This window comes from Variovorax guangxiensis (assembly GCF_003952165.1).
Lineage (GTDB): Bacteria > Pseudomonadota > Gammaproteobacteria > Burkholderiales > Burkholderiaceae_C > Variovorax > Variovorax guangxiensis.
In genome coordinates this window covers 151,025-165,611 of the sequence record NZ_RXFT01000004.1, presented here as the reverse complement: position 1 = coordinate 165,611, position 14,587 = coordinate 151,025, and the positions used below count along the sequence as shown (strand labels likewise).

General features: G+C 61.7%; 11 protein-coding genes. All 11 read right to left on the bottom strand.

The window, feature by feature from the left end:
- Window positions 1–107: 107 nt before the first annotated feature.
- The gene (locus EJP67_RS11590) at window positions 108–422 is read right to left on the bottom strand and encodes a hypothetical protein (RefSeq protein ID WP_126021855.1); all 315 of its coding nucleotides are present in this window, start codon (window positions 420–422) and stop codon (window positions 108–110) included.
- Window positions 423–1,586, bottom strand: coding sequence for an RHS repeat-associated core domain-containing protein (locus EJP67_RS11585; RefSeq protein ID WP_165909618.1), 1,164 nt, complete (start codon window positions 1,584–1,586; stop codon window positions 423–425).
- Window positions 1,587–1,854: 268 nt separating this feature from the next.
- Entirely contained in the window at window positions 1,855–2,325 is a 471-nt protein-coding gene (locus tag EJP67_RS11580; protein WP_126021853.1) for a hypothetical protein, read from the bottom strand.
- Window positions 2,313–7,007 (bottom strand): RHS repeat-associated core domain-containing protein, encoded by a 4,695-nt coding sequence (locus EJP67_RS11575; protein ID WP_126021852.1) that lies wholly within the window; start codon window positions 7,005–7,007, stop codon window positions 2,313–2,315. Before EJP67_RS11575 ends, EJP67_RS11580 begins: the two co-directional genes overlap by 13 nt.
- Window positions 7,008–7,019: 12 nt before the next feature.
- Window positions 7,020–7,514: a pentapeptide repeat-containing protein gene (locus EJP67_RS11570; RefSeq protein WP_126021851.1), complete on the bottom strand. Its 495-nt coding sequence runs from the start codon at window positions 7,512–7,514 to the stop codon at window positions 7,020–7,022.
- 26 nt (window positions 7,515–7,540) lie between these two features.
- On the bottom strand, window positions 7,541–7,663 hold the full coding sequence (locus EJP67_RS34120; RefSeq protein ID WP_276312245.1) for a hypothetical protein: 123 nt from the start codon (window positions 7,661–7,663) through the stop codon (window positions 7,541–7,543).
- Between the two features lie 76 nt (window positions 7,664–7,739).
- On the bottom strand, window positions 7,740–8,078 hold the full coding sequence (locus EJP67_RS11565) for a hypothetical protein (RefSeq protein ID WP_165909617.1): 339 nt from the start codon (window positions 8,076–8,078) through the stop codon (window positions 7,740–7,742).
- Window positions 8,075–8,551: a sel1 repeat family protein gene (locus EJP67_RS33600; RefSeq protein ID WP_165909613.1), complete on the bottom strand. Its 477-nt coding sequence runs from the start codon at window positions 8,549–8,551 to the stop codon at window positions 8,075–8,077. Before EJP67_RS33600 ends, EJP67_RS11565 begins: the two co-directional genes overlap by 4 nt.
- Window positions 8,552–8,938: 387 nt before the next feature.
- Entirely contained in the window at window positions 8,939–9,193 is a 255-nt protein-coding gene (locus EJP67_RS11560; protein WP_126021850.1) for a hypothetical protein, read from the bottom strand.
- Between the two features lie 103 nt (window positions 9,194–9,296).
- A complete protein-coding gene (locus EJP67_RS11555; RefSeq protein ID WP_126021849.1) occupies window positions 9,297–9,716 on the bottom strand; it encodes a VOC family protein in 420 nt (139 codons plus the stop codon).
- Window positions 9,713–14,533 carry an RHS repeat-associated core domain-containing protein gene (locus tag EJP67_RS11550; protein WP_126021848.1) on the bottom strand — a complete coding sequence of 1,607 codons (4,821 nt, stop codon included), beginning with the start codon at window positions 14,531–14,533 and terminating at the stop codon, window positions 9,713–9,715. The genes EJP67_RS11555 and EJP67_RS11550 overlap by 4 nt, the downstream gene beginning before the upstream one ends.
- Window positions 14,534–14,587: the final 54 nt, after the last annotated feature.

Genomic DNA, 14,587 nt, shown 5'->3' with positions numbered 1-14,587 from the left:
CATTTCATTAGGATTCAACTTCAACAATAGCTCGAAGTGATCAGAAGCCAGCGCACAAAAAATCTCGGCGCACCGTTCAGCAACCTGGCACCGCTATTCAGTACTGTTCACTCACTGTTATTTCCTGGTCTCCAAAACTGCAGACCTTCCAAAGCTCGCTCGATGTCTGTCATGTCGTCTTCGCCTCGAGTTTCATCGAAAACCCTGGACAAGGCAGATCGAACTCTGGCGAGCCGACCCGTTACGTCTCCGTCGTCAATGAATTTGGTTGTTTCTGCGTTGTATTCTGACTTCTTACCAGGAAGATCCGGTGCGTAATAGGAGCCAATCTTGTGCAGGGAAATCAGCATGTACTCAATCTCTCGAAGGACATTTAACAAATCCCCCCCATCGATTCGCAATTCCTTATTTTTTTCCATCATTTAAACTCTCCTAAAGACTTTAAGATTGCATGCTGGAGCATCACCTTTAATTGTTAGCTCCTGCCTGTGATACCTAGGATTCTCCACCCATTCAAGCCTTGAAAGTGGTACGTCAAATTCAACATAGTCCCGCCCGCGGCCTTGTCCGATCTGATACTTATCTTCGGCATCGCGTTGACTTAGTGGTTTTCCGCTAGCAGGCTCGACATAGACACGATTGTTGTCACTCGCAATAACTTTGCCGCTGGCCTGGATTCCGGTTGACCCTTTTCGATTCGTGTAATGCCGCACTCGCGTCATCAGCGGGCAATGCGTGTTTTCCTGTGTTTGCGCCGCTTTAGCCTGCTCGGGTTTCTTCGGCGGAGTGCCCCCGCCATTCGTCCGTTGCCCTCCTTTTCGCGCTAATCCAAAGGGGTCGATCCAGTAAGTAGGACTTGGCGCGTACTCGTAGAAGTTTTCGCCACCGAGGATTCGAATTGGATCTTTCGAGACGAACCGCCCTACCAGGGGGTCGTAGTAGCGATACCGGTTGTAATGCAGCCCCGTCTCTTCATCCCAATACTGCCCCTGGAACCGAATCGGATTCCTGAACCCCGCCCTTCTCCCCGCCTCGCTGATCGCCTCCCGCGCCTCTCCCCACGCCTTGTACTGCGCCGACCACGCAACGCTCCCCTCATGGTCCGTCAGCTCCTGCGGTGTGCCCAGGTGGTCGCACTGGTAGAACGCCATCTCCCTTCTGTCGAACGCCCGCGGCACCCGCCTCTGTTCGCCGTTCCACAGCGAATCCTGCTCGATGTCATAGACGCCTCCGTTGGCCTCCATCAGCGCCTTCACATCCGTCGTCTCGTTCAGCGCCACAGCACTTGCCCTACGCACCTGAATCAGCGGCACGAACGAGTTCGGCTCGTGGATGTAGTGCACGCTCCAGCCGTGCTCGCCGCCCTCCTCGATCGCCGAGCTGCTCTGCGTGCTCTCGAATGCGAGCACGTCGCCGTCCCAGCCGAACAGGGTCGTGGTGTCGCCCGAACTCTTGGATAGACGCCGCCCCAGCGCGTCATAACTGAAGGTGGTGGTGATGCCGCTGTGGTCGGTCGCCGCGGTCATGCGGTTGAAGCCGTCCCATGCGAAGACGGTTCGCCAGCCGTTGCGTACGCGCTCGGTCATGTTGCCGCGTTCGTCGTAGCGGTAGCTGGTGCCGGCGTAGTTCTTCAGCAGGTTGTCCAGCAGCTTGCCGGCCGGGTGCCTCAGTGGCTCGTTGGCCGGGGGCGGGTCGGCGATGTTGCCCGCCTGATCGAACTCAAACGTCTCGCGTTCCAGGCGGCTGTTGGCCTCAGGCAGCGCCTGTTGATCGTGTCGATTTCAATTCAACTTCACCCTATCACGTCGGAGTGATCAATGCATCCAATGATCATCCTTTGATTGCATCCTCGGCTCATTGAATAAAGTATTTCAATCGGGATTGATCAATCAAATCCAATATCTCGCCAACTGCCTCAGAATGCTCCCCGTTTAATTCTCCGTAAAAAACCCACAACCCCTCCAGTGCGCGCAATTGAATTCGGCGTTGCATTTCCCTGTATTTTTCATCTTCTGCCTCGGAAAAAGCAGCAGCAACTATTTGAAAAATAAGCTCAAGCACATCGATTTTTGTATGCCTAGGGCGAACATTCAAAAGCGAGGCGATAAGCACTTGCAACGTGGGCTCAGCCGCACTAAACAATTGTCCTTGAACAACCACATGATTCTCTATCCCCCAATAATATTTCTCCGCATTTTCTATTGAAGAACTCAACAACGCTTGTAAGACAGCAGGAATGGAATCCGCTCGCCCTTGAATTTCCTCATATTTCTGCCAATCAATCCTAGAACACTCAACGGATGCAAAATCAATCATTTTTCCCATGCTCCACCTGGCTCAGCCTTAACATCTGAAGGAAATTGAGAAGGATTATATTTCAATTGGCATCTGCAACAAACGGGGATTTCAGTTCTCTCAAGCTCGTTTGTCTCACGATTTCGGCGCCAGCCAAACGCTTTTGTAAAAGTAGCGTCAGAGCCGAGTTGACGGGCAATATCGTCTTCTGCACATCCAGTTGGATTTGTCGAGCACCCTCCCACAGATTGGCCATTTTTTGTGCCGCCAACATAAGTCGCATGCTTTCGTTTTCGCTTGTTCATCAAGTCATCGCGTTTTTCCTCAGCTCTCTCGCAGTCACGTTGAGCCGCACGCGTTGCTTGTCTTCGCTGCTTCGAGTTTCCGCTCAGTCCAAAGGGATCGACCCACTCTGTCGGATTCGGCGCATATTGGTGGAGATTTGTTCCCCCCAGCAACTTTATGGGATCGCTAGAAGCAAATCTTCCGCTGCGTGGGTCGTAGTACCGATACCGGTTGTAATGCAGCCCCGTCTCTTCATCCCAATACTGCCCCTGAAACCGAATCGGATTCCTGAACCCCGCCCTTCTCCCCGCCTCGCTGATCGCCTCCCGCGCCTCTCCCCACGCCTTGTACTGCGCCGACCACGCAATGCTCCCTTCATGGTCCGTCAGCTCCTGCGGCGTGCCCAGGTGGTCGCACTGGTAGAACGCCATCTCCCTTCTGTCGAACGCCCGCGGCACCTGCCTCTGCTCGCCGTTCCACAGCGGATCCTGCTCGATGTCGTAGACGCCGCCGTTGCCCTCCATCAGCGCCTTCGCATCCGTCGTCTCGCTCAGCGCCATCGCGCTCGCTCGGCGCACCTGCACCAGCGGCACGAACGAGTTCGGCTCGTGGATGTAGTGCACGCTCCAGCCGTGCTCGCCGCCCTCCTCGATCGCTGAGCTGCTCTGCGTGCTCTCGAATGCGAGCACGTCGCCGTCCCAGCCGAACAGGGTCGTTGTATCGCCCGAACTCTTGGATAGACGCCGCCCCAGCGCGTCATAACTGAAGGTGGTGGTGATGCCGCTGTGGTCGGTCGCCGCGGTCATGCGGTTGAAGCCGTCCCATGCGAAGACGGTGCGCCAGCCGTTGCGTACGCGCTCGGTCATGTTGCCGCGTTCGTCGTAGCGGTAGCTGGTGCCGGCGTAGTTCTTCAGCAGGTTGTCCAGCAGCTTGCCGGCCGGGTGCCTCAGTGGCTCATTGGCCAGTGGCGCGTCGACGACGTTGCCTGCGGGGTCGAAGGCGAAGGTCTCGCGCCCGAGGCGGCTGTTGGCCTCGAGCAGGCGGCCCACGGGGTCGTAGCGGTAGTTCAGGCTGCCTCGGCGGCTGTCGCCGATGGTCACCAACTGGCCGGCCTTGTCGTAGGTATAGCGGCGCTGGATGCCGGTAGTCGATTCGATGGCGCCTGGCCTGGTGCGGGAGATGTGCTGTTCGAGCAGCCGGCCCGCTGGGTCGTACTTCTGCCGCTGGCTCAGGCCGTTGCCTTGTTCGCGTGCGATCTCCCGGTGCAGGTCGTCCCGCTCGAAGCCCAGGATGTCCTGGCCGTCGATCATCAGGCCGTGCACATGGCCGGAGCCATAGGTCAGCCACTGGGTGACATGCCCGTCGGGCCGCACGGTGGCGACGCGATGGTTGAGTTCGTCGTAGCGGTGCTGCCAGACCGCCGTGCGCTTGCGCTCCAGGTAGTGGTGATGCTCGCGAGTCAGGTTGCCGGCCGGGTCGTAGAACCACTGCAGGCGCGCATCGCTATTGGTCGCCTCGAGCAGGCGGCCGTTGCGGTCGTATGCGAAGCGTTCGGACTGCCCGCCGGCGCGGCGTTCGCTGAGGCGGCCGAGAGGATCGAATTCGAGTTCGGTGCGGTGGCCCGCCTCGATCACTTCGGCGAGCACGCCCGTGGTTTCTTCGTGGACGTACTGCGTGGTCTTGCGGTCGAAGCCGGTTTCTTCCAGCAGTCGGCCCACGGGGTCATAGCGGAAGTCGTAGCGGCTGCCGTTCTCGTTGTGCAGTTCGGTCAGGCGCCCCAGCAGGTCCCAGCGGTACCTGAGCGAACGGCCCGCGGCGTCGGTGCGGCCGGCGATCAGGCCGGCGCGCGTGTAGCTGTAGCGCGTGGCGCGCCCCAGTGCGTCGGTGTGCACGAGCAGCCGGCCTTCGGCGTCGTGCTCGAAGTGCTCGCTCGTCCTGTCGGGCTGTTCGATCTCTTCCAGCTGGCCGGCTGCATAGCGGTAGCTGGTGGCGTTGCCGGCGGCGTCGGTGGCCTTGACCAGGCGGCCACGATCGTCGTAGTCCCAGCGGCTGGTCTTTGCGGAGCAGTCGGTGTAGCTCAGCAGCTGGCCGGAAGGGGAATAGGCGAGCACCTTGACGCCACCCTTGGCATCGGTGATGCGCACGGGCCTGCCGGCCTTGTCGTAGGCGTACTCGGTCTTGTGGCCCAGCGGATCGATCTCTTCCGTGAGATGGCCCTGCGCGTCGTAGTCGCGCTTCCACACGCCGCCTTCCGCATCGCGGATGCCAGTGAGCCGGTGCAGGCTGTCGTATTCGTAGTGCACCCGGCTGCCATCGGCTCGGGTGTGCGTCTGCAGGTTGCCGTCGGCGTCGTAGGTGTAGTCGTCCGTCGTGCCGTCGGTGTGCACGTGGCGCGTGATGTTCTTCGCGTCATCACGGAAGAACCACTCCTGCAGCCCGTCCGGATGGATGATGCGGTAGGTGTAGCCCTGGATGTCGTAGTAGTGCCAGGTCTCCCCGCCCAGCGCATCGGTCACGTAGGTCAGGCGGATGTTGCGGTCCCACTCCAGCTTCAGCGCGAAGCTGCCGTCGTCGGACCACTCGCGCACGGCCTTGGCGTCGGGGCCAGTGCCGTCGTACTCGAGGTTCATGCCCCGGCCGGTGCGGTCGGTGTAGCGGGTCACGAGATGGTGGCTGTAGGTGTAGCTCCAGCTGGCGCCGTCTTCGTCCTGGGCCGAGACAAGGTCGCGCTCTGCATCGTGGGTGTAGGCGGCCAACTGACGCACGACCTGGCCATCCTTGAGCTCCCACAGCGACTGGATGAGACCCGTCTGCGCATCGGGCTTGGTGCCCACGTGCGCAATGACGGCTTCGCCGTGCTTGCTGATGACGTCGCTGAGCACACGCTCGCCCGTTGCCGCAATGACGTGGTCGTAGCGCAGGCCGATCGCCATGCCGTCCTTGGCCTGCTGCGTGACCAGCCGGAAATGGGGTTGTTTGCTGTCGACGTACTCGTAGATCTCGCGCCACTCGCTCTGCTCGCCTTCGGGCAGGGGCTTGCCGAAGTCCAGCACCAGCAGCCTCTCGCTCAGGCGAGAGACGCGGACTTCCTCGATCGCATCGAAGTAGCTCTGGCCCACGGCCAGCACGGGGTAGGCATGGCTGCGGCCATCGGCGGCGTGGTGCACAAGGCTGGGCTGGCCCTGGCGTGCGCCTCGCGCGGGCGTGGTGATGTCCACGCGCATGCTGTAGGGGGTGATCCAGCGGGCGCCCAGGCTGCCGCGGTCGAAGGCGTCGAGGTCGCTGGCGTAGGTGCGCGCCCATTCGATCGGCAGCGGCGCCGCCAGAACGAAGTCGGTGTGGGTGAAGCTTTCGTTGCCGGTGCTCAGGCTGATGGAAGCCCCTTTGCGCGCCGGCGCAGGGCAGTTCTTGCACCCCGCGGTCCCTTGTGCATCGGCTTGCTTGTTGATGTGGCCGAGTTGCGTTCCGGGATTTTCCTTTTCCGCCTTGGCTCCTGTTTGCGGAGCGATGATCGCGGCACGCTGGCCCTTCTTCTTCAGCAGCGCATCCCGCAGCTTGTACAGCAGCCACATGATGCTGGCCTGCGCTTCCCTGTCCGCCAGCCTCGACAGCTGCTCCCTCAGCTCCTGCTTGAAGTCCAGCATCTGCGCGATCACGCTGTTGACCTGGCTGGCAACGCCATCGGGCAACTGGCTCGCAGCCGCCTTCGCCACGTAGTTCGCCGACTGCTTCGAGTACCGCACCGCAGCGCCCCACATCCGGCTCCACGTGCTCTGCGTCTTCGGGTCGTGCACCTTGGTTTCTGGTGACGCAGGCGTGCCTACCGTGAATAGATCCTTCTGACCCAGCACGCGACGCATCACGTCCACCAGGTTGTCGATGATCTTGTCCGCCAGGTCCGCGCAGCTCTTCAGGATGCCGTCGAGCTTGGCGATGGCTCCGTCGATGAACGTGTCCAGCTCGCCCATGATGGTGGCATTCAGGTGCCCCACCAGCGTGGTAACGATCGCTTCGCCGAGGTTGGAGGCTGCCGTCTTCAGCTCCTGCTTCACGAGGTGAAGCGTGGGCCTCAGGCTCATGCGCGCCGCAGCCATGTTCGGCGGTACCGGGATCAGCCCGATCAGGTTGATGCCCAGGCTCACCCAGTTCAGGAACGCGTCGACGCCGTCCTTGGCCTTCTTCTCGACGATGTTGATGATGTCCAGGAACACATCCACCAGCGCCATGATGTTGCCCACGATCGGGATGCTGCCCAGCACCATCGTCAATCGTTCCAGCGTCACGTAGCCGCCGCTGAACGAGCGCAGCCAGTCGTCCACCGCCTTGCTGGCCGCGGCGACGTCCTCCTTCACGATCGTGTTCAGTGGCGCCACCGCCGTCTGTGGTTCGCGCTCGGTCGGCGCTTTCTTCTCTTCCGTCCCTGCCATTTATTGTTTCCCTCAGTTGATGCTGGCGCCCTGGAACTCGAGCTGCTCGAAGGTGCTGCCGGTGAAGTCCACGCTGCGTCCCTGCAGCCCTTGCGCATGCACCACGGTGCCGCTGCAGTCCAGCACGCCGACGTCATTCCAGCTGCCGCCCGCGAAGCTGATGTCGTCCCACTGGCACTGGCGGAAGGTGCTGCTTCCGATGCTCGCGCCATCGAAGTTCGCGCCCGTGAAGCTGCAATTGATGAACGTGCAGCCGGTGATCGAGATGCTGCTGAAGTCGCACTGGGTGAAGCTGCAGCCCGTGAACTGGCAGCCGCTCCAGCCCGCCTGCTTGAAGCTGGTGGCGGTGAAGCTCGTGCCTGCGAAGGTCGTTGCGGCGAACTGGGCAAGGCCCAGGTCGAGCCCCGCGTAGGCGAAGCTGTCGGCCTGGCCGACGAGCCCGGCGGGAGCACCGCCAGCGCCTTTGCGCCACATGTCGTGGGCGAGGATGATGATTTGGGAAGACATTCGATGCCCCTCGGATCGTCGTCTCGTCAGCGAGACAGTTGCTGCCGAGGCATCGGGCCGCCACACGCTTCGATCAGCGGGCGCGATTCGGCAAGCCCGGGCAAGGCACCTGGGCGGCGGTGCGGTTTTCTTTCGATGGTTTCATTCATTCTTCTCTCCCTTGAAAATCAAAAGCCGCGGTTGGAGCGGCCGCGGCATCCTTTGGACTGCCCGCCGTCTGGCGAGCTACCTGCTTCCTTGCTCCCGAAGTATTTCGCCCGTCGTCCTCGAGGCGATGTACATGATCGATCGCCCCAACCTGCTGGCGTTGCCAAGCCCCTTCTGCCCGGGCGGCAGCTTGGCCGAGAAGGCAATGCCGACGGTGTCGACGCCGTCTTCGTCCTCGCCGTTCTCTTTCCGCCTCTCGGCAACGCAGACGTCGAAGTTGTTCAGGTCTTGTCCGGTCTTCTCGAACAGCCTGAAGGCGTCACCCAGGGCGGTCACCAACGGCGTACTGAGCAGCAGTCGATCGGGCGACTCCATCTCGAAGAGCGGCACGGCCGAGCCATCGAGGCCGTCGCTCACGGACGCGAGCCCCGGGCGTTCGCGCGTGCCGCTTCGATTTCCTTGAGAAGGCCGCCCGCCTCCGAATTCCCGTTCTTCGCCGACTCTGCCGCCCAATGCGCGGACTCAGCAAGGTCCTTGCCGTTCATGTAGAGGTCGTAGGCCAGGTTGTGCTGTGCCACGACGTGCCCTGCCTTGGCAGCGACCGTCAGCCAGCGGGTGCGCTGAGCCTTGTCCGAAGACGCGAAGGTGTAGTACAGCGACAGCCGGAACGCGGCCTCGGCGTCGCCGGCCTCGGCCTTCGCGACGAGCCCGGCTCGCTGCGCATCTGTCAGTGCGTAGGACTGCGCACCCGAAATGGGCGAAGAAGAGGTGGGTGCAGCTTCGGGCTTGTCCATGGTCTGGTTCTCCGTTGCGTAAGAGACTGGGAGGTTCAGAAGAAGAGGAAGCAGCACTGCCAGCTTCACGCCGAACCTGAGGTCGATGTTCTTCATGACTTGGGATTGAAGGTATGCCAGACCCCAGGGTCGGCGGTGTCCATGGTGCCGTCCGCCTTCTGGCCGGCCGGCTTGTGCGCGCCGTTGGGCTGGTGGCGGTGAAGATCGTGCCTGGGAAGGTCGTCGCGGCGAACTGTGCAGGGCCCAGGTCGAGTCCGGCATAGGCAGAGCTGTCGGCCTGGCCTACGAGGCCCGGCCGGAGCGCCGCCTGCGCCTTTGCGCCACATGTCGTGGGCGAGGATGATGATTTGGGAAGACATGGAGGATCAGAGGGAGAAAATTTCGTTCATGGATTCGGGCGAGTGCGGCTCGGTACCGCAGCGCTGTCGTTCACTTCCTGCCCCTGAACAATCGGACTGCGCAACCAAGGGCAGACTCCTCAACTCAGCGGACAAATTGCTTCTGCAGCACTCGGCCTGTCCCCCTCTCAATCAGCAAGCAGAATTCCGGCATACCCGGCGAGCTGCCGCGATGACCGCGTGGTTTGTCCCTGGAAACCCACGATACGTTGTAGGCACCGGGCTCCTCGAGCACGACGAGCTTGTACCTCTCCAACTGCAAGCCCGCCGACTTCACATGCTCGTAGGCCGCCGCGATTGCTTGCGCCATCATGGCATCGACTTCGAAGGGATCATTCATGGCAGTTGAGGCGCATAAAGAACTCCGACGCAATCAACCTCTTCCTGGCGAGGCGCTTGCCAGATCAGATTCGGTCGCTGCAAAGACGGCCACCGTTGAAGCCTCACCCAATATCCTGGTAGACATCCCAACCTGAGACATCAACACCGAAATCATCCTCGAAGCTCTCCGAGATGATTTCGACTGAATTTCCAGACGGATCCAGGATCCTCGCGAAATAAGATGCAGGAGTTCGCGCCAGCATGTCGAACTCGACTCCGCTTTCTTTCAACTTCTGGCAGAAGCTGGGGAAGTTTTTCTCAATGAAGAATTCATAGAGGGCTTCGCGATCCCTTGCGTTGATCTTTGCGATGGAATCGGAGTACTTGAAGCAGATCGCCAAGTCTCGATGACCCGTCACTCGCAGAATATTCAGCTCCGGATCTCGCTCATACTTCAGAACACCTTCGTAGAAGGCATCCATCTTCTCGAGCATCCCTTTTTTCCGAAGCATCGGAATGTGAATGGTGAATGGTTTCGTCATTTTCCGTATCGTCCTTTGGCCTTGGGGCGAGAGCTTTCCTTCGAGCCGTCTCTGGCGGCCACGGTCGCACACTGATTTGCCTTGTATGTCTTGGCGCCGGCCCTGCCCAATGCCTTCTTCTCGGCCGAATAGAAAGGACTGCGATTGGTCGCGCCGTCAATCCCGATGTCGATGAATTCATAGCCTTCCGCGGCCCGCTGCCTGATCCAGACGGCGTTGCCGGCAACCGCCTTCTGCTCCCATTCCTTGCTTCCGAACTTTTCAACCGATGCGCCGGAAGCTTGGGTCACGGAATTCCAATCCTTCTTGATGGTCCTGAACTCGTCGCACGGGAACTTGAGTTTCATGGCCGCAGCATAGGCTTCCACTGCGGCCTGCCCTTCGCCGATGATCACGTACTTTCTCAGACCCAGTGGATCAATGAATCCGGCAGGATTGGGCGCATAGGCCATTGAATGGATGCCCCCGGCCAACCCGATGGGATCCTGTGACACGAACCTGCCGCTGGACGGATCGAAATACCGATATCGGTTGTAGTGCAGCCCGGTCTCTTCATCCCAGTACTGCCCTTGGAACCGGATCGGATTCCTGAATCCCGCCCGTCTACCCGCCTCGCTGATCGCCTCGCGGGCCTCCCCCCACGCCTTGTACTCCGCCGACCACGCGACATCTCCATCATGATCTGTCAGCTCCTGGGGCGTGCCCAGGTGATCACACTGATAGAACGCCATCTCCTTCTTATCGAACGCACGCGGCACTTTGCTCTGCTCGCCGTTCCATAGAGGATCCTGCTCGATGTCGTAGACGCCGCCGTTGGCATCCATCAGCGCCTTTGTGTCCGTCGCCTCGCACAGCGCCATCGCCTGTGCCTGACGCACCTGCATCAGCGGTACGAACGAATCGGGCTCGTGGACGTAGTGCACGCTCCAGCCGTGCTCGCCCCCCTCCTCGATCGCCGACCTGCTCTGCGTGCTCTCGAATGCGAGCACGTCGCCATCCCACCCGAACAGCGTCGTTGTCTCGGCAGAGCTCTTCGAGAGTCTGCGCCCCAGCGCGTCGTAGCTGAAGTCCGTCGTCTTGCCATAGGTAGTCGCACTTCGCATGCGATTGAAGCCGTCCCACGTAAATACGGTCTTCTCACCATTGCGGACACGCTCGACCAGATTTCCGCATTCGTCCCAGTTGTAGCGGGTTCCCGCGTAATCCTTCAAAAGGTTGTCCATCAACCGCCCGGCCATGCCGCGACCTTCCCCATCGAGACGGACGGCAACACGGTGGGTGACGCGACCTGCTGCGCGCGGGCTGGGATGCGCGTCTACAGGGTCACCGATATTCCCGGCCGGGTCGAATGCAAAGATCTCGCGCCCGAGGCGGCTGTTGGCCTCGAGCAGGCGGCCCACCGGGTCGTAGCGGTAGTTCAGGCTGCCTCGGCGGCTGTCGCCGATGGTCACCAACTGGCCGGCCTTGTCGTAGGTATAGCGGCGCTGGATGCCGGTGGTCGATTCGATAGCGCTTGGTCTGGTGCGGGAGATGTGCTGTTCGAGCAGCCGGCCCGCCGGGTCGTACTTCTGCCGCTGGCTCAAGCCGTTGCCCTGCTCGCGTGCGATCTCCCGATGCAGGTCGTCCCGCTCGAAGCCCAGGATGTCCTGGCCGTCGATCATCAGGCCGTGCACATGGCCGGAGCCATAGGTCAGCCACTGGGTGACATGCCCGTCGGGCCGCACGGTGGCGATGCGATGGTTGAGTTCGTCGTAGCGGTGCTGCCAGACCGCCGTGCGCTTGCGCTCCAGGTAGTGGTGATGCTCGCGAGTCAGGTTGCCGGCCGGGTCGTAGAACCACTGCAGGCGCGCATCGCTATTGGTCGCCTCGAGCAGGCGGCCGTTGCGGTCGTATGCGAAGCGTTCGGACTGCCCGCCGGCGCGGCGTTCGCTGAGGCGGCCGAGAGGATCGAATTCGAGTTCGGTGCTGTGGCCCGCCTCGATCACTTCGGCGAGCACGCCCGTGGTTTCTTCGTGGACGTACTGCGTGGTCTTGCGGTCGAAGCCGGTTTCTTCCAGCAGTCGGCCCACGGGGTCATAGCGGAAGTCGTAGCGGCTGCCGTTCTCGTTGTGCAGTTCGGTCAGGCGCCCCAGCAGGTCCCAGCGGTACCTGAGCGAACGACCCGCGGCATCGGTGCGGCCGGCGATCAGGCCGGCGCGCGTGTAGCTGTAGCGCGTGGCGCGCCCCAGTGCGTCGGTGTGCACGAGCAGCCGGCCTTCGGCGTCGTGCTCGAAGTGCTCGCTCGTCCTGTCGGGCTGTTCGATCTGCTCGAGTTGCCCGGGATGATTGCCATCGCTTCCGGCAGCGGAGCCCTCGGGGGTGTAGCGATACCTGAAGGCCTGACCTGCCGCGTCAATGGCACTGATCAGCCTCCCACGGGCGTCGTACTCCCAGCGGCTGGTCTTCCCCGAGCAGTCGGTGTAGCTGGCGAGCTGCCCGGCAGGGGTGTAGGTCAACTGCTTCGAGCCGCCCTTGGCATCGGTGACGCACACAAGCCGCCCCGCCTTGTCGTAGGCGTATTCGGTCTTGTAGCCGAGTGGGTCGATCTCCTCCGCCAGATGACCCTGTGCGTTGTAGTCGCGCTTCCATACGCCGCCCTCGGCGTCGCGCAAACCCGTCTGGCGATTCAGCCTGTCGTATTCGAAATGGACACGACTGCCGTCGGCACGCGTGTGCGTCTGCAGGTTGCCTTCGGCATCGTAGGTGTAGTCATCGGTCGTGCCATCGGTGTGCACATGGCGCGTGACGTTCTTGAACTCATCGCGGAAGAACCACTCCTGCAGCCTGTCCGGATGGATGATGCGATAGGTATAGCCCAGGATGTCGTAGTAGAACCATGTCTCGCCGCCCAAGGCATCGGTCACGTAGGTCAGGCGGATGTTCCTGTCCCACTCGAACTTCAGCGCAAAGCTGCCATCGTCCGACCACTCTCGAACGGCCTTGGCGTCGGGGCCGGTGCCGTCGTATTCGAGGTTCGTACCTCGGCCGGTACGGTCGGTATAGCGGGTCACGAGATGGTGGCTATAGGCGTAGCTCCAGCTCGCACCGTTCTCGTCCTGGGCAGCGACGAGGTCGCGCTCGCTATCGTGCGCATAGGCGGCCAGCTGACGCACGACCTGGCCGTCCTTCAGCTCCCACACCGACTTGATCAGACCTGTTGTCGCATCAGGCTGCGTGCCAACGTGCGCTACGACCACATCACCCTGCTTGCTGATGATGTCGCTCAGAACCTGCTCACCCGTACCTGCGATCACATGGTCGTAGCGCAGGCCGATGGAGGCGCCATCCTTGGCTTGCAGGGTCACGAGCCGGTAGTGCCGACCGCCTTCGGCCAGCTCGTAGATTTCGCGCCAGCTGCCTTGCTCGCCTGCCGGCAGCGGCTTGCCGAAGTCCAGCACCAGCAAGGTCTCACTCAGACGCGAAAGAGTCACCTCTTCGATGGGATCGCGGTAGCTCTGGCCCACTACCAGCAAGGGGTAAGCGTGGCTGCGGCCATCGGCTGCGTGATAGACCAGGCTCGCATGCCCCTGGCGTTCACCCCTGGCAGGCGTCATCAGGTCGACGCGCGTACTGTAGGCCGTGATCCACCGCGCGCCCAGCATGCCGTTGTCATAGGCATCGAGCTGACTGCGGTAGGTGCGAGCCCATTCGATCGGCAGCGGCGCGACGAGCACGAAGTCGGTGTGCGTGAAGCTCTCGCAGCCCGTGACCAGGGAGATCGATCCTCCAAGGGAAACAGGCGCCGGACAATTCTTGCATCCGCCGTCCTTCTGGCCTGGGGCCTGCTTGCTGACGTGCCCGAGCGGCGTACCGGGATTGTCTTTCTCCGCCTTGGCCCCAGCCTGAGGCGACACGATCGCCCCACGCTTGCCCTTCTTGTGCAGCAACGCATCCCGCAGCTTGTGCAGCAGCCACATGATGCTGGCCTGCGCCTCCTTGTCCGCCAGCCTCGACAGCTGCCCTCTCAGCAGCCGCTTGAAGTCCAGCATTTGCGCGATCACCCCGTTGATCCGCCCCGCGATGCCATCCGGCAGATGGCTCGCCGCCGCCTTCGCCACGTAGTTCGCCGACTGCTTCGTGTAGCGCACCGCCGCGCCCCACATCCGGTTCCACGTGCTCTGCGTCTTCGGGTCGTGCACCCTGGTCTCCGGCGACGGCGGCGTGCCCACCGTGAACAGGTCCTTCTGGCCCAGAACCCGGCGCATCACGTCGACCAGGTTGTCGATGATCTTGTCCGCAAGATCGGCGCAGCTCTTCAGGATGCCATCGAGCTTGGCGATCGCACCATCGATGAACTTGTCCAGCTCGCCCATGATGGTGGCGTTCAGGTGCCCCACCAGCGTCGTCACGATCGCCTCGCCAAGGTTGGACGCCGCCGTCTTCAACTCCTGCTTCACCAGGTGCAGGGTCGGACGCAGGCTCATGCGCGCCGCCGCCATGCTCGGCGGTATCGGGATCAGCCCGATCAGGTTGATGCCAAGGCTCACCCAGTTCAGGAATGCATCGACGCCGTCTTTCGCTTTCTTCTCGACGATGTTGATGATGTCCAGGAACACATCCACCAGCGCCATGATGTTGCCGACGATCGGGATGCTGCCCAGCACCATCGTCAATCTTTCCAGCGTCACGTAGCCGCCGCTGAACGAGCGCAGCCAGTCGTCCACCGCCTTGCTCGCGGCGGCGACGTCCTCCTTCACGATCGTGTTCAGCGGCGCTACCGCCGTCTGCGGTTCGCGCTCGGTTGCCTGCGGCTTCGACGCCGCCTCCTGTTCTGCCATTTTTTCTTTTTCTCTCGAACTCTCGTTTCAGGTTGGGTGGCCCGCTGGAGGGCC